The 23,300-nt window shown below is 62.4% G+C and carries 20 protein-coding genes; 8 read left to right on the top strand and 12 right to left on the bottom strand.

All coding sequences use genetic code 11. The features are described from left to right. Nucleotides 1–170: 170 nt before the first annotated feature. Entirely contained in the window at nt 171–1,178 is a 1,008-nt protein-coding gene (gene epmB / locus E0L37_RS10395) for an EF-P beta-lysylation protein EpmB (RefSeq protein WP_166643039.1), read from the bottom strand. Between the two features lie 52 nt (nt 1,179–1,230). Between epmB and efp the strand changes: the two genes are divergently transcribed. After that, nucleotides 1,231–1,800, top strand: a complete 570-nt coding sequence (gene efp / locus E0L37_RS10390; protein ID WP_022993939.1) for an elongation factor P — start codon at nt 1,231–1,233, stop codon at nt 1,798–1,800. Between the two features lie 34 nt (nt 1,801–1,834). Next, nucleotides 1,835–2,773, top strand: a complete 939-nt coding sequence (gene epmA, locus E0L37_RS10385; RefSeq protein WP_133491673.1) for an EF-P lysine aminoacylase EpmA — start codon at nt 1,835–1,837, stop codon at nt 2,771–2,773. Here the strand turns inward: epmA and E0L37_RS10380 are convergent. Together E0L37_RS10380 and E0L37_RS10375 are read right to left on the bottom strand one after the other, a co-directional pair. Then, nucleotides 2,705–3,667, bottom strand: a complete 963-nt coding sequence (locus E0L37_RS10380; protein ID WP_133491672.1) for an alpha/beta fold hydrolase — start codon at nt 3,665–3,667, stop codon at nt 2,705–2,707. The genes epmA and E0L37_RS10380 overlap by 69 nt on opposite strands. Before the next feature lie 143 nt (nt 3,668–3,810). Further along, nucleotides 3,811–4,239, bottom strand: coding sequence for a MarR family winged helix-turn-helix transcriptional regulator (locus E0L37_RS10375; RefSeq protein ID WP_159660001.1), 429 nt, complete (start codon nt 4,237–4,239; stop codon nt 3,811–3,813). Between the two features lie 362 nt (nt 4,240–4,601). Between E0L37_RS10375 and dapA the strand changes: the two genes are divergently transcribed. After that, entirely contained in the window at nt 4,602–5,480 is an 879-nt protein-coding gene (dapA, locus tag E0L37_RS10370; protein ID WP_133491670.1) for a 4-hydroxy-tetrahydrodipicolinate synthase, read from the top strand. A gap of 45 nt (nt 5,481–5,525) precedes the next feature. On the opposite strand, the gene E0L37_RS10365 is transcribed toward dapA, so the two are convergent. From E0L37_RS10365 to E0L37_RS10355, 3 genes are all read right to left on the bottom strand, one after another. Beyond that, on the bottom strand, nt 5,526–7,913 hold the full coding sequence (locus E0L37_RS10365; RefSeq protein WP_133491669.1) for a penicillin acylase family protein: 2,388 nt from the start codon (nt 7,911–7,913) through the stop codon (nt 5,526–5,528). Nucleotides 7,914–8,000: 87 nt separating this feature from the next. Beyond that, nucleotides 8,001–8,768, bottom strand: a complete 768-nt coding sequence (locus E0L37_RS10360; RefSeq protein WP_133491668.1) for a helix-turn-helix transcriptional regulator — start codon at nt 8,766–8,768, stop codon at nt 8,001–8,003. Nucleotides 8,769–8,863: 95 nt separating this feature from the next. Then, nucleotides 8,864–9,400, bottom strand: a complete 537-nt coding sequence (locus tag E0L37_RS10355; protein ID WP_133491667.1) for a DUF2058 domain-containing protein — start codon at nt 9,398–9,400, stop codon at nt 8,864–8,866. Between the two features lie 155 nt (nt 9,401–9,555). Between E0L37_RS10355 and E0L37_RS10350 the strand changes: the two genes are divergently transcribed. After that, complete coding sequence (locus E0L37_RS10350) at nt 9,556–10,296, top strand: TIGR04219 family outer membrane beta-barrel protein (protein ID WP_133491666.1); 741 nt, start codon at nt 9,556–9,558, stop codon at nt 10,294–10,296. A 163-nt stretch (nt 10,297–10,459) separates the two neighbouring features. On the opposite strand, the gene E0L37_RS10345 is transcribed toward E0L37_RS10350, so the two are convergent. From E0L37_RS10345 to E0L37_RS10330, 4 genes are all read right to left on the bottom strand, one after another. Then, a complete protein-coding gene (locus E0L37_RS10345) occupies nt 10,460–11,380 on the bottom strand; it encodes an acyltransferase (protein WP_133491665.1) in 921 nt (306 codons plus the stop codon). A gap of 70 nt (nt 11,381–11,450) precedes the next feature. Then, entirely contained in the window at nt 11,451–13,688 is a 2,238-nt protein-coding gene (gene parC / locus E0L37_RS10340; RefSeq protein ID WP_133491773.1) for a DNA topoisomerase IV subunit A, read from the bottom strand. Nucleotides 13,689–13,896: 208 nt separating this feature from the next. Further along, on the bottom strand, nt 13,897–15,783 hold the full coding sequence (parE, locus tag E0L37_RS10335) for a DNA topoisomerase IV subunit B (RefSeq protein WP_133491664.1): 1,887 nt from the start codon (nt 15,781–15,783) through the stop codon (nt 13,897–13,899). 160 nt (nt 15,784–15,943) lie between these two features. Next, nucleotides 15,944–16,531 (bottom strand): YqiA/YcfP family alpha/beta fold hydrolase, encoded by a 588-nt coding sequence (locus E0L37_RS10330; RefSeq protein ID WP_133491663.1) that lies wholly within the window; start codon nt 16,529–16,531, stop codon nt 15,944–15,946. 367 nt (nt 16,532–16,898) lie between these two features. Between E0L37_RS10330 and E0L37_RS10325 the strand changes: the two genes are divergently transcribed. Then, nucleotides 16,899–18,530, top strand: coding sequence for a Na/Pi cotransporter family protein (locus E0L37_RS10325; protein ID WP_133491662.1), 1,632 nt, complete (start codon nt 16,899–16,901; stop codon nt 18,528–18,530). Here E0L37_RS10325 and E0L37_RS10320 read toward each other — a convergent pair. Both E0L37_RS10320 and E0L37_RS10315 read right to left on the bottom strand, forming a co-directional pair. Beyond that, nucleotides 18,527–18,883, bottom strand: a complete 357-nt coding sequence (locus E0L37_RS10320; RefSeq protein ID WP_133491661.1) for a DUF1428 domain-containing protein — start codon at nt 18,881–18,883, stop codon at nt 18,527–18,529. The genes E0L37_RS10325 and E0L37_RS10320 overlap by 4 nt on opposite strands. A gap of 89 nt (nt 18,884–18,972) precedes the next feature. Next, nucleotides 18,973–19,536, bottom strand: coding sequence for a LuxR C-terminal-related transcriptional regulator (locus E0L37_RS10315; protein ID WP_022993955.1), 564 nt, complete (start codon nt 19,534–19,536; stop codon nt 18,973–18,975). Nucleotides 19,537–19,715: 179 nt separating this feature from the next. On the opposite strand from E0L37_RS10315, the gene E0L37_RS10310 reads away from it, so the two are divergent. The 3 genes from E0L37_RS10310 to E0L37_RS10300 are packed head-to-tail and all read left to right on the top strand — an operon-like array spanning nt 19,716 to nt 23,223. Then, nucleotides 19,716–20,900, top strand: coding sequence for an acetyl-CoA acetyltransferase (locus E0L37_RS10310; RefSeq protein ID WP_133491660.1), 1,185 nt, complete (start codon nt 19,716–19,718; stop codon nt 20,898–20,900). A gap of 6 nt (nt 20,901–20,906) precedes the next feature. Then, nucleotides 20,907–22,433 carry a class I adenylate-forming enzyme family protein gene (locus E0L37_RS10305; protein ID WP_133491659.1) on the top strand — a complete coding sequence of 509 codons (1,527 nt, stop codon included), beginning with the start codon at nt 20,907–20,909 and terminating at the stop codon, nt 22,431–22,433. Beyond that, nucleotides 22,417–23,223 (top strand): 3-hydroxybutyrate dehydrogenase, encoded by an 807-nt coding sequence (locus E0L37_RS10300; protein ID WP_133491658.1) that lies wholly within the window; start codon nt 22,417–22,419, stop codon nt 23,221–23,223. Before E0L37_RS10305 ends, E0L37_RS10300 begins: the two co-directional genes overlap by 17 nt. Nucleotides 23,224–23,300 lie beyond the last annotated feature (77 nt).

Genomic DNA, 23,300 nt, shown 5'->3' with positions numbered 1-23,300 from the left:
ATTATTTGTGACTCACATCACAGAATTTAATTGAATAAAAAGAAAATGTAAAACTCGCCACGGCGCCTGGATTAATGCCGCCCCACCGTTGTGGCACAACCCGCCCGGCATGACGTTTTCATCGTCTTTGGGTTTAGCGTGCTGGCGTGTTGCGTGTATGCGTACTGGACTCACCCCGCCAATACCGTCTTGGCGTCCTCCCCGGGCTCCTCCCGCGCCAGCCGCGGCACCAGAAAACCAGGCAAGCGCCCACGCATTTCCCGCACCAGCGCCAGGGCCCGCCGGTCGTCCACGGCGAAATGCGCGGCGCCGGCCACCGCGTCCAGCTGGTGCAGGTAATAGGGCAGCACCCGCGCCTCGTGCAAGGCCTCGGACAAGTCCACCAGGGCATCGCTGTCGTCGTTCACCCCGGCCAGCAACACCGACTGGTTCAGCAGGGTGACCCCCGCCGCGCCAAGATCGGCACAGGCCACCGCCAGTTCTGGAGAGATCTCCCGGGCATGATTGGCATGAAACACCACCGTGGTACGCCAACGCGGCCGGGCCAGCAATTCGATCAGTTCCTGATCCAGCCGGGCCGGCAGCACCACCGGCGTGCGCGTGTGCACGCGCAGCCGGCGCAGATGCGGCAAAGCCGCCAGTTCATCCAGCAACCGCCGCAACCGGTCGTTACTCAAGGTCAGCGGGTCACCGCCGCTGAGAATCACTTCCTGAATATCCTCACGCCGCGCCAGCCAGTCCAGCGCCGCCCGCCAGCGTCCGCCGCTGAGATGGGTCTGATAGGGAAAATGACGGCGGAAACAATAGCGGCAGTGCACCGCGCAGGCGCCGGTCACCACCAGCAAGGCGCGCCCGTGGTACTTGTGCAGCACCCCCGGTACCGGTGTATGCACGCTTTCATCCAGCGGATCCGGCCCGTAGCCCGGCACCTCGCGGCGTTCATCGCGGTGCGCGAGCACTTGCCTCAGCAGCGGATCCTCGGGATTGCCCTTTTCGATCCGGTCCAGATAGGCCCGTGGCACGCGCAGGGGAAAATCACTGTCCGGATCGGCCCCGGCGGCCAGTTCGGCACGGTCCAGTTCCAGCAGTTCGCAGAGGCGGTCCAGATCAGTGACCAGATCCGCTTGCTGCCGGCGCCACTCCGGCACCTGCCAACCGTCGGCCTCCTGCGTTATCATGGCCAACCTTTGTAACGCCATCGAAAGATTCCTGAATCAACGGAAAGGGTTTATGGCCAACTATTCTACCAGTGAATTCAAGTCCGGCTTGAAAGTGATGCTTGATGGGGACCCCTGTTCCATCATCGAGAACGAGTTCGTCAAGCCCGGCAAGGGCCAGGCATTCAACCGGGTCAAACTGCGCAACCTGAAAAGCGGTAAGGTCTGGGAACGGACCTTCAAGTCCGGGGACAGCCTGGAAGGCGCCGACGTCATGGACGTGGAGATGCAGTATCTCTACAGCGATGGCGAGTTCTGGCACTTCATGGATCCGCAGAGCTTCGAGCAAAAAGCCGCCGATGCCGCCGCCGTGGGCGACGCCAAGCAGTGGCTGAAGGAAGAGGACCTGTGCGAAATCACCCTCTACAACGGTGAACCGCTGTCGGTGTCCGCGCCCAACTTCGTCGAGTTGGAGATCGTGGAAACCGATCCCGGCCTGAAAGGCGACACCGCCGGCACCGGCGGCAAACCCGCCACCCTCACCACCGGCGCGGTGGTCCGGGTGCCGCTGTTCGTGCAGGTGGGCGAGGTGGTCAAGGTGGACACCCGCACCGGCGAATACGTCGGTCGGATCAAAGGCTGAGCATCGCCTGGCCGTGTCCTGACGCCGGATAACCATGTCATCCCGGATCTGGCAGCCCGCCGCCTCCCTGGAGGCCATGAAAGCGCGCGCCGAGCTGTTGAGCACGGTACGCGCTTTTTTTGCCGACCGTGGCGTGCTGGAGGTGGAAACCCCCGCCCTGGCCACTCACGGCGTCACCGACCCGCACATCCATTGCATCGAAGTGCCCGGCTACGGCTGGCTGCAGAGCTCGCCGGAGTACCACATGAAGCGGCTGCTGGCCGCCGGCAGCGGCCCGATCTACCAGTTGTCCCGGGTGTTCCGTCACGGTGAGGCCGGCCCCCGCCACAATCCGGAATTCACCATGCTGGAGTGGTATCGGCCCGGTTTCTCTCTGGAACAATTGATCGACGAGTGCCTTGCGCTGTTAGGCCAGTGGCTCCGCTGTCCCCACACCATCCGCCCGTTCCGGCACCTGTTCGCCGAAGTGACCGGGCTGGATCCACTGACCTGTCCGCCAGCGGCGCTGGTGACCGCCGCCGTCGAGGCCGGCGCGCCGCAGGGTCTGGATCACGGCCAGTCAGCGGACTTCCTGATGGCGACACAAGTGGAAACCGCCCTGGATCCGGCCACCCTCACCGTGGTCACCGACTTCCCCGCCTGGGCGGCGGCGCTGGCTCAGGTGCGGGAGGATGAGGACGGCGTGCCGGTGGCACGGCGCTTCGAGATTTACCACGGCGGCCTGGAGCTGGCCAACGGCTATCAGGAATTGACCGACGCCGGCGAGCAGGCCCGGCGCTTCGCCGCCGACAACCAACAGCGTGCCGGACACGGTGACCACGCCATGGCACCGGACCCGCATCTTCTGGCCGCGCTGCAAGCCGGCCTGCCCCCCTGCAGTGGCGTGGCCATGGGGGTGGAACGGCTATTGATGGCCATCCACGGATACCGCGACATCCGCCAGGTGCTCACCTTCCCCACCCAGCGGGCGTGATGCCCCGGCGCGGCGCGCGGTGGCGGCAATCAGTTCTCCGACACGCGGCAACACGGCGGGTGGCAGGTCATGGCCCATCCCTTCCAGAATCGCCAGTCGGGCACCGGGAATCGCCTTGGCCGAGGCCTTGCCGCCGGCGGGGCGGATCAGCGGATCACTGCCCCCATGAATGATTTGCGCCGGGCATTGGACCCGGCGCAAATACCGGTTGAGGCTGCCGGTGGCGAGAATGGCCATGAATTGATTACGGATGCCGCGCGGATTCAAGCCACGTTCCCAACTCTGCCGAAACGCCCGCTCCAGGTCCTGCTGATCCTGCGGCAGGGTGCCGCCGATCCTGCTCATCATGTCACGGCCAAACGCCAGATACTGGTCCAGGGTTTCCACTTTCACTTTCGGCGCCACCAGGGTCTTCAACGCCGCCGGCTTCGGTGGCGGCAGAAACGGGCTGTTATTGCTGGACATGATCGAGGTGAGGCTGAGCACCCGGTCACTCCGGGTCGCCGCGGTCAGCTGCGCGATCATGCCGCCCATGGAAGCGCCCACCAAATGCGCCCTGGCAATGCCGAGAGCATCCAGCAGGCCGACGGTATCCGCCACCATATCCACCAGCGTGTACGGCGCCGCCACCGGCATCCCCAGCATATAACGCGCCATAGCGCCCACCGGCCCCTGCCGGATCGGCGCGCGAATGGCGGTGGACATCCCCGCGTCCCGGTTATCAAAAGCGATCACCCGGTAACCGCGTCGCGCCAGATCATTCAGCAGCGCCTCCGGCCAGAACACCCACTGGGCGGACAACCCCATGATGAACAGGATCGGCTCGCCGTCCTCGGGCCCGCGGGCGTCGTAGTACAGCTCCATACCATTGCTTTTGATGATTCCGGATGACACCTGGACGCTCCTTAGGACCTGTTCACACTACTTTCGTCCCGCCCCCGATCTCGGAGCGCCGACGCGATAACGGATTAAAGGGTAAGCAAGGCCACGAAGGTCAACAAGCCATCCCCATCGGTTTGGCCCCGCCGGCATGGCCTTCAACCTTCATCTTCCTGCAGACAGCGACGCAGCAGCCGCGTCAGGGAGGCCTGATCGGAAGCGGACAACGGCTCACAGAGATGGTGCAGCGCGCGCCGTTCGATGCGGGCGCAAAGAGATGCCGTGCTCAAACCCTTGGCGGTCAGCGAGACCCTGGCGGCGCGGCGGTCCAGGTCATTGACCTGGCGTTCCACCAACCCCTCTTCCACCAAGGCGGTCACCAACCGGGTCAACTGGCCCTTGTCCCTGCCGGAGCACGCCGCCACATCGCGCATCCCCATCGCCCCGCGCCGTTGCAGCAGCAACAGCACCTGCACCGCCGGTGGCGGCAAGCGTATGCCCTCGCGGCGCAACCCGTCGCGCAGCTCCCGACGCAGACGGATCAACACGCCGTCCAGAGCCTGAGACAGCTCATTCAATACATCCAAGCCGAATTCCTCCTGCCGCGGTTCCCGATCGGCCCCGTCACCATCCGAAATTATTGACCAAGTCTATCAAAGCCCCCATCGGGAAGCGCGCGACGCCGGCAATCCCGATTGACCGATCGTTCCGGCCACTGCTAAAGTCGGGCCTCGACAGTGTCAATTCAGACTCACACCGATGCACCCGACTTTCTCCAATAAACGCCAGGCCAAGAAACGGACCTCCGATGTCCAGGCCGGGTGCCGCATGGAAAAAGTCTGAATCACCACTGACGTCAGATCTTAAACAAAACCCGGTCGCGGATGGCGCGACCGGGTTTTTTATTGCCTGCCAGCGCCCCCGATCCTTAACACAAGGAATTTCCGATATGTTTGAAGGTTCCCTGGTCGCGCTGATCACTCCCTTTCAGGATTACCGGATCGACGTCCCCGCTTTGCGGCGCTGTCTCGATCTGCATCTGACTGGCGGCACCGAAGGCCTGGTGATCGCCGGCACCACCGGTGAGGCGCCCACTTTGTCAAAGCAGGAATACGGACAGCTGCTGGAGGAAGTGTGCCGATATGTGGCGGGCCGGCTACCGGTCATCGCCGGCGCCACGTCCTACGATCCCATAGCCGCGTTGCAGTGGGTGAACATCGCCCGGGAGTGCGGCGCGGATGCGGCACTCTGCGCCACCGGATTCTATAACCGGCCCAATCAGGAGGGGCTGTACCACCATTTCCGATACCTGCATGACAACAGCGACCTCCCCCTCCTGATTTACAACATTCCTCCCCGCACCATCGTCGATATTCAACCGGAAACCATGGCACGCCTGGCTGTCCTGGAACGGGTGATCGGCGTCAAGGATGCCTGCCGCGACCTGGCCCGGCCGGCGCAGGAACGTGCCCTCATTGGCGACGACTTCATCTGGCTTTCCGGCGATGACTGCACTTCGGCGGCCTATAACGCCATGGGGGGACAGGGCGTGATCAGCGTTATCGCCAATATCCTGCCCCGCGCAAGCCGGCAATTGCAGGACGCCTGCCGCGACAACGACTTCGCCACCGCGACCCGCTTGCAACAAGCACTGACTCCGTTGATTCAGGCATTGAGCCTCGCCCCCAATCCGGCCGGCGTGAAATACGCCTGTTCCTTGCTGGAGTTGTGCACGGAGGAATGCCGGCCGCCAATGATGGCGCTGGACGAGCCTGGCCGCCAGGCGATACGGGCGGCGCTGGAACCGTGGTTACAGGAGGATTGGTGAAAGGCAGCGAGGCGCGGACGGTCGATCCGTCCGCGCCGTCGCGTTTTACTGGCTCAATTCGGTGATGGAGATGCTCTGTTGCTTGATCTGTTCCTCGGTGAACGGGAACTCAAGCCATGTTTTCTCGGAATAATCCTCGGTGGCCTCGCTGTAATAGGGGCTGGCCGGGTCCGTGGTCACCGCGTGAGTGAGCATGGTGTAAGCCCGCACCGGTTCGCCTTCCGGGAAGTCCACCACGTGCATGTAAGTGTTGCGCAGCACCGTGAAGTAGCCTTCATAGCCTTCACCGCCGAACTGTGGAATGTCGGTGCCAGTCTTGGCGTACTTCTGCCAGTCACGGACCTTGGCGTTCAGAGCCACGCCGGAGTCCACCACTTCCTGCACGGCCTCGGAGAAAGCGGCTTCCACGGCGGCAACCACATCCGCGTTACCGGTATTCAGACCATTCGGTGTGTGTATCGGATCTTCCGCGTTGAACGGATTGGCGTAAAGTTCATCCTGGTTGCGGATCTTGAGCCAGAACGCGCTCCAGATATGAGCACCAGCCGCATCCAGGTTGCCGGTGTTATCCCAGTTAGTCAGTACGGTACAGGCTTCAGCTTCATCGGCGGTATCACCCGGGCAAACCAACGGCAATACATCCGCTTTCAACAGTTCGGCGCTCAGGTTACGACTGTTCAATACCAGATCCCGGATGGTTTCACTGCTGGCATTACCGGTGCCAAGCCCACCATTTCCGAGTGCCGGATCCTCGACCAGAATATGCCCCATACGGGTACGCAGGCTTTGCTCATAGTCTTCCTGGCCGATGATGCCGGCATAGCCGGTCAGCGGCTGGTCCGGGCTGCTCAGCCAGTAGCTGTCGTTCATGTTGGCGATGTAATCCGTGGTCAGCAGCATCGGCAGATTGGCCGGACCGAAGGTCCCCGGCGCGGCGGAATCCCCATCGGTTTTCCAGTCGCATTCGGAACGGCTGCCATCCAGCAGCGGCAGCCCTGGTACCGCCTGCATGATGACCGGCCCCAGGGTGGGCACCAGGCAACCCGCCAACATGCTGTCAGGGACGTTGGGAACCGCGGTGACGTCGGAATACAGTGCGTTGCTGTTGTCACGGCCGATAGCGGAGGTATTCACCCAGGGGATACCGACGTACTGTTTGATGGCGGCGACGAACTCATCCAGCGAGCCGGCATGGCCGAAGGCGAAGAAGTTCTTGAACGAGCGAGTGTTCTCCAGGTTCACGTCACGCAGCGTGAACGCCTGGCTGGTACTCCAGGCCAGCGCCGGATGCAGCGACGACAGGTTGATCATCGGACCGTACTCGGAACGATACAGCGTGCGGGACACCGGCGCCAGAGAACCGTCCTCCTGCAGCACCTGAACGGTGATGGTTTCCTCTTGCAGCGGCTGCTCCACGCCATCCTTGATGTAGGTGGTCGGGTCGCCGTCCTTCAAGGCGAGACGATAAAGCGTGAACCGCCGCGCGGTGGACACCGTATGCGACCAGGACACATTGTTGTTGAAGCCCAACAGCACCATGGGCGCGCCCATGATGGACACCCCGGCCACATCGAGTTTGCCCGGCAAGGTCATGTGCATCTGATAAAAGCGATCCACGCCTTCAAGATACCAGTGTGGATTGGCGAAATTCAGCGACCGGCCATCCTCGGTGTAATCGCCGCCAAAGGCATAAGTGTTGCTACCAATACCGAATTCACGCCCCAGTTGGAACCGCTCCGGATCCAAATCGATCTCGCCGTCACCGTCACTGAAATTACCGCGCAGACGCTGCTGCTCCGGCGCTGAAGGGGGCGCCGCCGCAACGATTTCCTCGACCCAGTTGGCGGAACTGGCCGCCAGATTCAGTGCCACCAGACGGCGGAACACCGCCTTCTCATCGATTTCGTCAAGCCATTCCGCGTCACGGCAATCAGCATGGCGACCGACATGCTGGCCGGCCTTGATTTCATTCAGATAGCGGTTATAACCCACCGCGAAGCCATCGGACAGATCGCGCATTTCCCGCGGTTGCTCCGCCATGAAATCCTCGACCTGCTGGTCATTGACGACAAAACGGAAGAAGAAATCCGCTTCCAGATTCGACGGCGTCCCGAACGTCCCCGTGACCGCCGCCGGGTCATCCGCGCCGAAATACCGTGACCGTTCCCCACGGAAGGTCACATAGGCGTCCGCCAGTACACACAGGTTATCCTCGGCAATGGCATAGCCGTGGCCATACCCAAGGCCACGATAGTCGTCAGCACTGATATGAGGGATACCCTGGGTGGTGCGCTCGATGGTGGCGTTGTAGGAAATCGAGGACCGATTGGAAGAGGAATCACTGCCACAGCCGCTCAAGGCGACCGCGACGGATAACACGCAAGCGGCAGACAAACTGCCCCTGTAGCGACGATAAAGGTCAGGAAAAGGCATTACAGCACTCCCATTCTTGTTATTAAGACAGCGTTATTGAATAACGGAGTCTAGGGACGTACCGGCAGGTAGGCTTGAACGCAGCGGCTATTTCATATGCAGGCGCATGCCCCGCGCCAGAAACGACGGCGTCAGCCCAAAAAACGCCTTCAATGTTCGGGTAAGGTGAGCCGAATCGGAGAAGCCCACATCATGGGCCACGCTGACCAGGGTGTCGCCACGGGCAATGCACTCCACCGCCCGGCGCATCCTCGCCCATAACAAATAGCTTTTTATGGAAATACCAAGAGATTCGGAAAACAGATGGGTCAGCCGGTCCTGGGACAACCCGACTTCTTCCCCCAGCTCCGCCACCGTACTGGTCAGCGGCAATTCCTTTTTGATCTTCTGGGCGATGTGCATGACGCGCATGTCGATGGGCATACGAATCGGTTGGTATCCGATGATGGCGCGTGGCAACTGCGTGGTGAGCCGGAAAAACGCCGCGTCCTCGAAAGCCTCACAGGTACAGCGACGCACCCAGTCCGATGGCAAGGCCTCGTCATCCAGGGTCACCGCCTTGACCCCTTCCTCCCCCAGGAAGGCGGAAAGCGCATGATATTCATAACTCTGCGGGTCGAAATTCAGCGACAGCAAGGGCACCGAGCCGGCATCCAGCGACCGGGTCACCTGTTTGCCCACCAAAGCAGCATGATAGGGCTGCACGGCGCCGTCCGATTCACACAGCGTGAAGGGCTGGTCATTCAATGACAGCAGCAAGGTAACGGTATGACGCTGGGTATAACCGGAAGCAATCCCCTCGGTCAGGTATAAAAAGCGGTCGTCCCAGACATAAAGCACATTGGGAAATCCCATCTCGGCTTCTCGTTGTTATAGTCCATTTTATTAAGCAGTGTAATAAACCGCGTTTCAGGCGGCCTTGCCCTGGCCGCCTCGCCGATGCCCGGGATCTACCACATCAGATCGTCGGGCACCTCGTAGCCGGCATAGGGATCGTCCTCGTCCTGCTTCTTCGTGGACGGGGCATTGCACACCAGGACGACGCCCTCATCCCGTTCCCGGATCTTGTCCACCACCTCGGCGGGCACCAGCTCATAGCCTTCACCCAGCGCCACCAGGGCCAGCCGGCCATTGGCCAGCTGGGCTTGCTGGGCAGCGGTTACATAGGCGGTTTTCACCTTGCGTTCCTGCACGAACCGGAACCCCACTTCGCCCTGCTCGCGGGGCAGACGGTGGGTTTCGATCAGCTGCCGTAACTGTGCCCGTTTTTCCTTTTCCTCGCGCTCGGCCTGGCGCTGAACCTCCAATTGGCGGTCCCGTTCGGCCTGCTCCTGGCGCTGGCGGCGGGCACGCTCCGCGGCGTCTTCATCACCCCCATCGCGGCGGGCACGGTTGGCGTCCTCACGTTTTTGCTGCTTGGCCCGGCGGGCGGCCTTCTTATCCGCCAGCCCGGCTTTCATTAACTGCTGTTGCAGGGAATTGGCCATGGTTCTGTTCCCGGTCTGTCCGAACCCACTAGGATAGCCGTGAAGGGCGCCCGGGGCCATCGGCGCGGCGGCTTTTCCGGGGTTGGTCCGCGGCGAAGGCGATGCAATACTGCGCCTCAAACGCAGCCCTCACATGCAACAAGGATACCCTGATTATGAAACGATTGATGCTTGGCGCCCTGGTACTGGGCGCGACACCCCTGGCTCAGGCCGCCCCGCTGGTGGACGCTTATTTCGGCGCCTACACCTGGGACGCGGAAATCAGCGGTGACATCGCCTCCGGCGGCGGCAACATTGATGTGGAACACGATCTGGGGCTGGACGACAGCCGCGAGAACGTGCTGTTCGTGGGCGTGGAGCACGCCATTCCCCTGATCCCCAATGCGCGCATCCGGCATATGGAATTCTCCGAGGGCGGCAGCCATACCCTGGGCCGTGGCATCTCCTTCAACGGCCAGGACTTTCTGGCTGGCGAGGAGGTCAGCGGCGACCTGGATCTGGAGATGCTCGACGGCACCCTTTACTGGAGCCCGCTGAATAACGTGGTGAAGCTGGATCTCGGGGTGACGGTACGCCGCATGGAAGCCGACTTTAAAGTGAGCGGCCTTGGCCGCAGCGCTTCGGAAAGCGCCAACAAGACCTTCCCCATGGGCTACCTGGCGGCCCGCGTCAATCTGCCACTCACTGGTTTGTATGTGGGCGGGGAGGTCAACGCGATTACCTACGATGGCAGTGACATGCGCGACTATACCGCCCGGGTGGGCTGGCAGTCCGACTTCCTGCTTGGTGTGGAAGCCGGCTACAGCCGATTGGAAGTGGAACTGGATGACATCAGCGGCGTGGATACCGACCTGGAGATCGGCGGGCCTTATCTGGCGGCGACACTGCGTTTTTAGGGTCAGTGCTGTCCCACGGTTGGGGAGACACGCTTACACGCAACACGCCGTATTTGCTGGCAAGCCAGCTTCCCACAGTGGCTAAAGAGTCGCAGTGGGAAGCTGCTTTAGCAGCGAATGGTGAGACGGCACCGGTCCACGGAGCGCAGTAACGCCGCTTTTCTCAGGACAGCTCCCGGGTTTCGGCGCCAACGCTGCGATTCTGCTCCGCCAGTGCATCGATCAGCGCGTCTTTCTCCCGCCACAAGTCGTTGACCCAGCGCTGGATCACGGTCCGGAATTTGGGGTCGTTCTCGTAGTCCCCCCGCCACAGGGCCGGATCCAGCTCACGCATGCGCAGGTCCACGATCACCCGCTCAACCTGGCCGCTGATCAAGGCCCAGAATCCCGGCGGCGTGTCGTCCGGGTAAACGATGGTGACGTCCAGCAAGGCGTCCAGGCTGTCTCCCAACGCCGCCAGTACAAAGGCAACACCGCCGGCCTTGGGCTTGAGCAGATGCTTGAACGGGGAATTCTGCCGGGCCTGCTTCTCCGGCGTGCGGCGGGTACCTTCCAGGTAGTTGACCACGGTCACCGGCATGTCCTTGAACTTTTCGCAGGCAGCCTTGGTGATCTCCAGATCCTTGCCGAGCAATTCCGGGTGCTTTTTCAGATAGCTCTTGGTGTAGCGTTTCATGAAGGGGTAATCCAGCGCCCAGAACGCCAGACCGAGGAACGGCACCCAGATCAGCTCTTTCTTGAGGAAGAACTTGAAGTACGGCACCCGGCCGTTGAGCACCTGAACCAACGCCGGAATATCCACCCAGGATTGATGATTGCTGACCACCAGATAGGAGGTGTCCCGGCGCAGCCCCTCGGCGCCGCGCACCTCCCAGCGGGTCGGCGTCATTACGTTGAAGATCCCCTTGCAGATGGCCGCCCAGGTCTCCGCGACCCACATGACACCGCGGGAACAGCGGTTACGCAGGGCCTTGCCCGGCAGAATCAGCTTGAGCAGGGCGATCACCATCATCGGCCCGATCAGAATCAGCGTGTTCAGCAGCAACAACAGTGCGGTGGTAACACCGGTCAACATGGCACGCATGACGCGGCAACTCCTTTTCACTTAACGCCCGGATCATAACCAAAAGCGGCGATCCGGGCGCCCCCCTGGCTCAGTCGCGGGACTCCACATCCATGGCGTCCACATTCTGGAAACCGCGTGGCAGCTTGGCGCCACGCCGTCCCCGCTCTCCCATGTAGTGCTCCAGATCCGAGGGTTTGAGTTTCAGATGACGCTTGCCGGCACGCACCACCAGCGCATCCTCGGGGCCAAGCACCTGGATGTCCTGCACGAACTCCACCCGGTCCGCCACCCGCGCGGACGGAATGGAGACCATCTTGTTGCCCTTGCCACGCGCCATCTCCGGCAGATCCGCCGCCGGGAACACCAACAGCCGGCCTTCGTTGGACACCACCGCGATCAGCGCCTGCTCGATTGCCGGCATCGGCTTCGGCGTCATCACCCTGGCCCCTTTGGGCACGGTCAGCACCGTCTTGCCGGCTTTCTTGTTGGCCAGCAGATCCCCGTAACGCACCACGAAACCGTAACCGGCGTCGGTACTCATCAGGAACGCGTCTTTCTCCTTACCCATGACCGCCGCCACGAACTGGGCACCGGAAGGCGGATTAACCCGCCCGGACAGCGGCTCACCCTGGCTGCGGGCGCTGGGCAGGGTGTGGGCCGGCAGTGAGTAGCTGCGGCCGGTGGAGTCGAGGAAACACACCGGCTGGTTGGACTTGCCCTTGGCGGCGGCCAGGAAGCCGTCACCGGATTTATAGCTGAGCCCCTCCGCGTCCACATCGTGGCCCTTGGCGGCACGCACCCAGCCTTTCTCGGACAACACCACGGTGACCGGGTCCGAGCCCAGCAGATCCGCTTCGTCCATGGCCCGGGCTTCGCCACGCTCCACCAGCGGGGAGCGGCGGTCGTCACCATAGGTGGCGATGTCTTCTTCCAGCTCCTTGGCCACCAGCTTCTTCATCTTGGCCATGGAACCGAGGGTCGCTTCCAGGTTATCGCGCTCCTGGGACAGGTCGTCTCGCTCGCCCTTGATCTTGAATTCTTCCAGCTTCGCCAAATGACGCAGCTTCAACTCCAGGATCGCTTCCGCCTGTTTGTCGGAAAGCCCGAAGCGCTCCATCAATACTGGCTTGGGCGCGTCCTCGCGACGAATGATCTCGATCACTTCATCAATATTAAGGAAGGCGATCAACAAACCTTCCAGGATGTGCAGGCGATCGAGTACCTTGTCGAGTCGATGCTGCAGACGGCGGCGCACGGTGACCATGCGGAATTGCAGCCACTCGTTGAGAATCACGTCCAGGCTCTTCACCTGCGGCCGCCCGTCGATGCCGATCATGTTCAGATTGACCCGGTAATTCTTCTCCAGATCGGTGGTGGCGAACAGGTGCGCCATCAGCTGTTCCACGTCCACCCGGTTGGAGCGCGGCGTGATCACCAGGCGGGTGGGGTTTTCATGGTCGGACTCATCGCGCAAATCACTGACCATGGGCAGTTTTTTCTTCTGCATCTGATCAGCGATCTGTTCCAGCACCTTGGCGCCGGAGACCTGATAAGGCAGCGCGGTGACCACGATATCCCCCTCTTCCCGGTCGTAAACCGCGCGCTGCTTGAGCGTTCCCCGGCCTTCCGAGTACATGCGGATGATGTCGTTGCGGGAGGTGATGATTTCCCCTTCGGTGGGGAAGTCCGGCCCTTGGATGTATTCCATCAGATCATCCAGCGAGGCGCCGGGGTCCTTGAGCAGGTGGATACAGGCCTGGGCCACTTCACGCAGGTTATGCGGCGGGATATCCGTGCTCATGCCCACGGCGATGCCGGTGGTGCCGTTCAGCAAGACATTGGGCAGACGCGCCGGCAGCAGTTTTGGTTCGTCCATGGTGCCGTCGAAATTGGGCACCCATTCCACCGTGCCCTGGCCCAGTTCCGCCAGCAGCGTCTCGGCATAGGGTGCCAGCTTCGACTCGGTGTAACGCATGGCGGCGAACGATTTGGGGTCATCCGGACTGCCCCAGTTGCCCTGCCCGTCCACCAGGGGATAGCGGTAACTGAACGGCTGCGCCATCAACACCATGGCTTCGTAACAGGCGCTGTCGCCATGGGGGTGGTACTTACCCAGCACGTCGCCCACGGTACGGGCGGACTTTTTGTACTTGGCGGTGTTCTTCAGTCCCAGCTCGCTCATCGCATAGACAATGCGGCGCTGCACCGGTTTCAGACCATCGCCGATGTGCGGCAAGGCCCGGTCCAGAATCACGTACATGGAATAATCCAGGTACGCTTTTTCGGTGTAGTCCCGGAGGGAGAAACTCTCGAAATCGTCGGCCATAATGATTCGCTTCACTCGTGGGCTTGCACGCTAACACGCAACACGCAACACGCTTGGGCATATCGCGATCTGTAACCATTGCTGCCAGGCACCAACCTCTATCTACAATTCTTAAAAATCCAGAAAACGCCAGGCCAACCCGCCTTCCCCAACATGCAAAAAATATCTTTTCGCGTGCAAGCGTGAAGCGTGTTGCGTGTAGGCGTCTTTATACTTCCGCCAGGTTGCCCTTTTCTTCCAGCCAGCTCTTGCGGTCGGACGCGCGCTTCTTGCTGAGCAGCATGTCCATGAGCTGATGGGTGTCGTCGTCGCTGGTCATGGTCAATCGCACCAGGCGGCGGGTATCCCGGGCCATGGTGGTTTCCCGCAGTTGCATTGGATTCATCTCACCGAGGCCCTTGAAGCGGGTCACGCTGACCTTGCCGCGCTTTTTCTCGGCCTTGATGCGATCCAGCACGCCTTCCCGCTCTTCTTTGTCCAGGGCGTAATAGACGTCCTTGCCGATGTCGATGCGGTACAGCGGCGGCATCGCCACGAACACGTGCCCTTCGCGCACCAGCGCCGGGAAATGACGCAGGAACAGCGCGCACAGCAAGGTGGCGATGTGCAGGCCGTCGGAATCGGCATCGGCGAGGATGCAGATCTTGCCGTAACGCAGACCGGACAGATCATCGGCGCCCGGCTCGATGCCCAGGGCCACGGCGATATCGTGAATCTCCTGGCTGCCCAGCACTTCCGCCGGATCCACTTCCCAGGTGTTCAGGATCTTGCCGCGCAACGGCATGATCGCCTGGTAAACCCGGTCACGGGCCTGCTTGGCGGAACCGCCAGCGGAATCCCCTTCCACCAGGAAAATCTCGGTTTGCGCCGGGTCATCGCTGGTGCAATCGGCCAGCTTGCCAGGCAGCGCCGGCCCGCTGGTGACTTTCTTACGGGTGACTTTTTTGGCCGCGCGCAGACGCTTCTGGGCGTTGCTGATGCACAACTCCGCCAACTGCTCCGCCTCGGAGGTGTGCTGGTTGAGCCACAGCGAGAACGCATCCTTGACCACCCCGGAGACGAAACTGGCGGTTTGCCGGGAGCTGAGCCGCTCCTTGGTCTGGCCGGCGAACTGCGGGTCCTGCATTTTGACGCTGAGGACGTAGCAGGCCCGGTCCCAGATGTCCTCCGGGGTCAGTTTCACGCCACGGGGCAATAAATTGCGGAATTCACAGAATTCGCGCAGCGCGTCCAGCAAACCGGAACGCAACCCGTTCACGTGAGTACCGCCCTGGGGCGTGGGGATCAGATTCACGTAGGACTCGGTGATCAGCTCGCCGCCTTCCGGCAGCCACAGCACCGCCCAGTCCACTGCTTCAGTGTCGCCTTTCATGGCGCCATCGAAGGGCTCCGCCGGTACCCGTTCCCAACCCCGGGTCCCTTCCAGCAGATACTCCACCAGGCCGTCACTGAACCGCCAGTTCTCGGTCTCGCCGGTGGCCTGGTTTTCCAGGGTCACCGCCAGCCCCGGGCACAGCACCGCCTTGGCGCGCAATAAGTGACGCAGGCGGGCCACGGAAACCTTGGGAGAATCGAAGTAGCTCTCGTCCGGCCAGAACCGCAGCAGCGTCCCGGTATTGCGCTTACCGACGGTATCGACCACTTCCAGGTCGCTGGTCTTCTCGCCGCCGGCGAAGCTGATGTGGTGCAGCTGGCCATCCCGTTTGACCAGGACCTCCAACTTGCGGGACAACGCGTTCACCACCGAAACCCCAACGCCGTGCAAACCGCCGGAAAACTGGTAGTTGTTGTTGGAGAACTTGCCACCGGCGTGCAGCGTGGAAAGGATCACTTCAACGCCGGGCTTCTTCTGCACCGGATGCAGATCCACCGGCATGCCGCGGCCGTCGTCCTCCACTTCCACTCCGCCGTCCTTGAGCAAGGTGACGCGGATACTGCGCGCGTGCCCGGCCAGGGCTTCGTCGACGGAGTTGTCCACCACTTCCTGGATCAGGTGATTGGGACGGGTGGTGTCGGTGTACATGCCGGGGCGCTTGCGCACCGGCTCCAGGCCCGAAAGGACCTCGATATTCTCTGAGGTATAGGTGTTGGTCATAGATTTCCTAAACAAACGCCTGAGGCCAAACGCCAGACGCCGGACGCTTTTACATGCCTTGGCCGAAGCCATTGCGGGGTACCCTGCACGTTACGGCCAAGACGCATGCTTTGGTGGTCCCGGGGTTTGGTGTTCGGCATCCAGCGTTCGGCGTCGAGCGTCAGGCGTGCTTTAACTCTATTCCACAAAAGCGCAACACTAACGGAATAAAGGCATCGAAGTCATCGAACCCGTGGCTGCCGCCCAGCCCGCAGTAGCGGTGGCAGTCGGCATAGTATTCCCAGCCGTCGGTCCAATCCAGGGACTCATCCCCGGTTTGCGTCAGCAGCAGCATGCGCTCGGGCTTGCTGACCTCCGGCACCTCGTAGCGTTTGAGTTCATCGAGCCAGGCCGGATCGAAATCATAGGCCTGGTTGGTGTGGTAGTTATGATTGATACCTGTGTATTTGTCCAGTAGTGCCCAGGGCCGAACCGCCGGATTCACCAGTACCGCGGGCAAATCGTGGTGCTCCGCCAGCCAGGTGGCGTAGAAACCGCCGAGGGATGACCCCAGCAGGGCCACCGGACCGGCACCGGCGATTTCCGTTTCCAGCGCGGCCATGGCCCGCTTGGGCTGCGGCTCCAGGATCGGAATATGCAGGCGATGCCCGGCGCCGGCGGCCTCGAACACCTGACGTAACAGCCCCGCTTTATGAGATTGAGGCGAGCTGTTGAAGCCGTGAATGTAGATCAATGACGTTTCGTTCATGGCCTTCCGCCGTTCATGATGTTTTACGGTTGCCCCCACCCGCTGGGCCAAACCAGGGCTCAAGGCTCCCGAGTTTGCCGGTCAGCGTCAAGCACCCCAGCTGTGCCACGGTTGTGGAACCGCCCGCTGGCACGCCTACACGCCGATTCGTTGGCAAGCCAGCTTCCCACAGCAGTTCCTTAGTTCCCTTTATGGGAAGCTGGCTTGCCAGCGAATACAACGCGAATTCATATCTACAAGGCTGCGCAAACACGTCCAGCATGTTGCGGTGAACGAATTATGGGATGCCAGCAGGTCAAGCGCCGCGATGGCAACCGTGCTATAACGAAAACAACCATCCTGACCGTTCATTATCGGGAGGGTCGCCATGCAGGTGCTGCTGCATCTGATGTCCGCCGTGGCGTTGCTGGTGTGGGGCACGCATATCGTGCGCACCGGCGTTCTGCGGGTTTACGGAGCCCGTCTGCGCCATTGGCTGAGTCACTATCTGGATCGCCGGCTGCTGGCCTTTGCCGCCGGTACCGGGGTTACTCCGCTGGTGCAAAGCAGCAACGCCACCGCGCTGCTGGTCAGCGGCTTCGTCGCCGACGGCCTGATGCCTCTCGCCACCGGTCTGGCGATCCTGCTTGGCGCCGATCTGGGCACCGCCCTGATGGCCCGCGTGCTTACCCTGGATCTGTCCTGGCTTTCCCCGCTGCTACTGATCATCGGCGTTCCGCTGTTCCTGTCCCGCAAGCAAAGCAAGGCCGGGCAACTGGCACGGGTGGCGCTGGGACTGGGCCTGATGCTGCTGGCCCTGACGCTGATCATCGAGGCCATGGCGCCGGTTACCGAAGCCCGCGGCGTGCGCGTTCTGTTCGAGTCCCTCACCGGTGATCTGCTGCTGGACGCGGTGGTCGGCGCATTGTTCGCCATGTTGACCTACTCCAGTCTGGCGGCGGTCCTGCTCACCACCACCCTGACCGCGGCCGGTGCCTTGTCCCTGCCGGTGGCGTTATGTCTGGTGATGGGCGCCACCGTGGGCAGCGGCGTGCTGGCCTTCCTCAACAGCGGTTTTTATCACACCGCCGGCCGCCGCGTGGCCCTGGGCAGCCTGCTGTTCAAGCTGACCGGGCTGATCCTGATGCTGCCCTTCGTGGATCCCACCGCGCGCTGGCTGACCACCCTCCCCTTCGCGCCCCAGGATCTGGTGATCGGCTTCTACCTGGCCTACAACGGCGGCCGCTGCCTGATCATGCTTTCCTTGACCCAGCCAATGGCCCGGCTGTGCCGGCTATTGCTGCCGGACCCGGCCACGCCCGAGCCGCGCCAGGGGCCTCGCCATCTGGACCCTCAAGCCCTTGATCAGCCTGCTCTGGCACTGGCCAACGCCAGCCGCGAGGTGCTGGCCATGGGGGACCTGGTGGAAACCATGCTGGAAGCCCTGGGTAACAGCCTGCGCCACGAGACCACCAAAATCGAGGCTCCGCCCGCTCAACTGGACGACCAGTTGGATACGCTGCACACCGCGATCAAACTCTATCTGGCGAAGCTGCCCAGGGAACAACTGACCCGGTCCGAACTGCGCCGTTGGGGGCTGGTGCTGGAGATGAGCATCAGCCTGGAACAGGGAGGCGATCTGATCGAACGGATGATGGTCAAGGTGCGTGACCGCAAGACCGCGCGCCGCCGTTCATTTTCCAGCGCCGGGTTGCGGGAGCTGCTGGAATTGCATCAGCGCCTGACAACCAATCTGCGTCTTGGCCTGTCGGTCTTTCTCAACGATGACGATGACAGCATTGGCCGCCTGCTGGAGGAAAAACGCCGGTTTCAGACGCGCCAGCGGCAACTGGCCCACGCCCACCTGGAACGGCTGCGCCATCAGGTGGTGCAGAGCCTGGAAACCAGCTCCCTGCACCTGGATCTGCTGGGCGACATGAAACGGCTGAACTCCCTGTTCTGTGCCGCCACGCTGAAACCGGTGGAGCGGGAGCGACCGGCCGGCGAGTCCCGCTTTTAGAGACTCAATACCGGCCGGAACCCACCCCATATCATCCGTTTGCCGTCGAAGGGCATGGTGGTCGGATCGATACCGGCGATGCGCGGATCCTTCATCACCTGCTCGTTGATACGATCCCGTTCCTCCCGCGAGGCGTAGGTGATCCAGGAGAACACCACCACCTCCCCGGGCTCCAGTTTGACGCTCATGGGAAAGGAGGTGACTTCACCGTCCGGTACGTCATCGGCCACGCATTCCACGTAATCGATGGCACCGTATTCCTTCCACACTTCCCCGGCTTTGCGGGACATCTCCAGGTAAGCCTCCAGATTTTCTTGCGGCAAAGGCAGTATGAAACCGTCCACGTAATGCATCGCTGTCTCCTTGATCAAGCGCCTGTTTAAGGTCTCTAGGGGTTTTCCTGACCTGGTCGAACCAGCCGTTTCAGGATCGACACCCACGGTCACCTCAAAACGATGATTTTCGACACCAGTTCGGCGGTGTTCTTCGCTTCCAGTTTCTTCATCAGACGGCCACGGTGGACTTCCACCGTGCGATGGGAAATCCCCAGCTTGCGGCCGATCTCCTTGCAGGTGAGGCCGTTGACGATATAAGCGGAAATCTGCCGTTCCCTGGGCGTGAGCTTCACCGTCGCCTGGATCGGATTATCGATGCGTTCGAAGTGCCACACCATCAGTTCGAAAGGCGACTCGGGGGTCAAGGTGTAGCCGTTGGCGCGGGCCCAGAAAACTTCGCCGGAACGGTGCTGCATGAAACGTTCATCGGAATAGGAACGGTTGCGCTGCAACCAGCTCAGACAGCGGTCGCCGATGGCCTGGAAATCCGCCATGGAGGGGTACAAACGCAGAATCAGCTGGCCCAGCAATTGCTCCCTGGAGTAGCCGAACAGCGCGTTGAACGCTTCGTTGAAATCCAGCATGGCCCGCTGCCGGGTGATCACCTGGGGCGCCGGCGAAACACGAAAGGCCAGACGTTCCAGATCCTCGGTGGTGACGGAATCGTGCATCGCGACACCTCTCGCAGTCAGCCCCCACAGGCATTGGGGCCGTGAACAGGCTCTTAGTCACGTACGTAGTTGCACGAATAGCGGTACGGGACGGGAATGGACCACATTGTAAATAGAACCGGCGGTCTGGCAAGTGCCTGTACCGCGAACCCCGCGAACAACAACAACGCAGGTGCCTCATGACTCAGCAGGACCACTCCGTCGCCATTGTCGCCAGCGGCCACACCCGCTTCGGCCGACTCAACGACACCACCCTGGAAGACCTGATCGTCGAAGCCAGCCGCGAGGCGCTCGACGACGCCGGTGTGGACGCCAGCGACATCGATCAGATTTTCCTCGGCCATTTCAACTCCGGCATGGTCCCGGACGGCTTCCCCTCCTCGCTGGTATTGCAGGCGGATCCCGGTCTGCGCTTCACCCCGGCCAACCGCTGCGAAAACGCCTGTGCCTCTGGTGCCGCGGCGGTGTTCGCCGGCATCAACGCGATCCGTTCCGGCGCCGCCGAGATGGTGCTGGTGGTGGGCGCGGAGAAAATGACCGCCAACAGCACCGCCGATGTTACCCGCGCCCTGGGCGGCGCCGGCTATCAGAACGATCCGCGCGAGGCCGGGCTCAGCTTTCCGCAGGTGTTCGGCATCGCCGCCCGCGCCTATCAGGAGCGTTACGGCGATCCGCTGGCGGCGATGGCCCGCATCGCCGAAAAGAACCACGGCAACGCCATGGAAAACCCGCTGGCGCAGATGCACCGTCCGCTCAGCTTCGACGAATGCAATACTGTCTCGGAGCAAAATCCGCTGATCGCCGACCCGCTGCGGCTCACCGACTGCTCGCTGATCACCGACGGCGCCGCCGCCATCGTGCTTGCCTCGCCGGAGCGGGCCCGGGACTTCCCCCGCCAGGTGGCGATCCGTTCAGCAGTGCAAGTGAACGATCTGCTGCCGATGAACAGCCGTGATTTTCTCGCCTTCGAGGGCCCGCGCCGGGCCTTGTCCCAGGCCTACCAACAAGCCGGGGTGACCCTGGAGGATCTGCATTTCGCCGAGGTCCATGACTGTTTCACCATCGCCGAGCTGCTGATTTACGAAGCCATGGGGCTGGCCCCCGCCGGGCAGGGTGCCCGAGCGCTGGAAGACGGCACCGTGTTCGCCGACGGCCGCCTGCCGGTCAATCTGTCCGGGGGGCTCAAGGCCAAAGGACATCCGGTGGGCGCCACTGGCGTCTCCATGCACGCCCTGGCGTTCCGGCAACTCACCGGCCAGGCCGTCGGGCGGGCCCGCGCCAATGCCGAGATGGGGCTGATTTTCAACATGGGCGGTGCCGCCGTGGCCAACTACGCCTCGGTGCTGCAGGCGAAGAGGACCTGATCACCGATGAATATCGCAAACTGGCTGCACGATCAGGCCCGCTGCCATCCGCAACGTCCGGCGCTGTTCCACGGCGCCGAACAGGTGGCGGACTACCGCGCCTTCGCCGACCACGCCGCCACCATCGGCGGCCTGCTGCGGGAGCGCCACGGCGTGGTCCCCGGCGACCGGGTGGCGCTGTTCATGAAAAACGGCGTGGACTACCTGCCGCTGATGCACGGCATCTGGTGGACCGGCGCCGTGGTGGTGCCGGTGAACGCCAAACTGCACGCCGCGGAAGCGGCCTGGATCGCCGGCAACGCGGAAAGCAAGCTGGTCATTACCGATGACGGCCGCACTTTTCAGAACCCGTCGCTGGAGAGCGGTGTCGAGCTGGCCGCCGGTGATCTGGTTGCCAGCGGCACACCAACCGCGCGCACGCAGCCCCCGCATCCCCGCCGCGCCGAAGACCTGGCCTGGCTGTTCTACACCTCCGGCACCACCGGCCGCTCCAAAGGCGTCATGCTCTCCCACGGCAATCTGGTCGCCATGGCGTTGTGCTACCCAGTGGATGTGGAGCCGGTAACCGGGGACGACGCCCTGCTCTACGCCGCGCCCATGTCTCACGGCGCCGGACTGTATAACTTTATCTTTGTTCGCGCCGGCGCCCGCCACGTTCTGCCAGTGTCGCGGGGATTCGACGCCGCCGAGGTGCTCGATCTGGCCCGGCGACTCGACCGGGTGTCGCTGTTCGCGGCGCCGACCATGGTCAAACGGATGGTGGCGGAAGCGCGCCGCCAGGGCGAGCACGGAGAAGGCTTGAAAAGCGTGGTCTACGGCGGCGCGCCGATGTACACCGCGGACATTCGCGAGGCCCTTTCCGTACTTGGACCGCGCTTCATCCAGATCTACGGCCAGGGCGAAAGCCCGATGACCATCACCGCCCTGGACCGGCGACGCATCGCCGACCATGAAGCCCCCGACTGGGAACGCCACCTGGCCTCCGTGGGGCGCGCGCAATCCTGCGTCGACGTACGGGTGGTCGATGCTCAAATGCGCCCCCTCCCCCCGGGAGAAAGCGGTGAAGTGGTGGTACGCGGCCTGACCGTCATGGCGGGTTACTGGCGTAACGACGATGCCAGCCGCGACACCCTGGTGGACGGCTGGCTGCGCACCGGGGATATCGGCTTCCTCGATGAGCAGGGATTTCTGACCCTCACCGATCGCAGCAAGGACGTCATCATCTCCGGCGGCACCAACATCTATCCGCGCGAGGTGGAAGAGGTGCTGGCGCAGCACCCGGCCATCACCGAGGTGTCGGTGATCGGTGAACGGGACCCGGAATGGGGCGAAATCGTGGTGGCCTTCGTGGTCGCTGACGACAACATCAAGGCAGAGGAGCTGAACCTGTGGTTCAGCGAGCGCATGGCCTCGTTCAAGAAGCCGAAGAAATACTATTTCCGCGACGATCTTCCGAAAAACAGCTACGGAAAAATTTTGAAGACCGAGCTGAGAAAACAATTAGAGGTATTGAGCGATGGAACGGTTTCTTGACGGCAAAACCGCACTGGTCACCGGTTCCGTCCAGGGTATCGGCCTTGCCATTGCCAAGGCGCTTGGACGGGCCGGCGCCCGCATCGCCGTCCATGGACTAGCTGATCCCGCTCAAGCGGCGACGGCCTGCGCGGAGGTTCAAGCCACCGGGGCGCCGGAGGCCCGTTTTTTTGCAGCGGACATGCGCGAGCCCCAAGCGATCGAGGCAATGATGGATGCCGTTTCCGAATGGGGCGGCGCTGACATTCTGGTCAACAATGCCGGCGTCCAGCATACCGTCCCGCTGGCGGAGGCGACGGCGGCGATCTGGGACACGGTTCTCGCCATCAATCTCTCGGGAGCCTTCCATACCATGCGATTGGCGTTGCCGACCATGGCCAGCCGCGGCTACGGACGCGTCATCAACATCGCCTCGGTCCACGGGCTGGTGGCTTCGGTACACAAGTCCCCCTACGTCGCCTCCAAGTTCGGACTGGTCGGGCTGAGTAAAGTCGCCGCTCTGGAATACGCCGACAAAGGCGACAAAGCCTCCGGCGGAATCACTGTCAACTGCCTCTGCCCGGGGTGGACGGAAACCGCCATCCTTGACCCACAGATCGACGCCAGCGCCGCCGAACAGGGTGGCGACAGGGCGGCCGGCATCAGGAAGATGCTGGCCGAGAAACAGCCTTCCGGGCGCATGTCCGCCCCCGAGGAAATCGCTGAACTCGCACTGTGGTTGAGTGCCCCGGTGGCTCACAACCTCACGGGCACGGCGATTCCGGTGGACGGCGGCTGGACGGCGCAATGAACATCGACGCGCTTTTGCGCGTCGCGAAAACCATGACACCTGCCCATAAGACAACACTGATAACAACAGGAGACACG

Origin of the sequence: Alcanivorax sp. 24 (genome assembly GCF_004360225.1) — a bacterium.
Taxonomy (GTDB): Bacteria; Pseudomonadota; Gammaproteobacteria; order Pseudomonadales; family Alcanivoracaceae; genus Alloalcanivorax; species Alloalcanivorax xiamenensis.
This window is presented reverse-complemented; position numbering and strand designations above follow the sequence as displayed.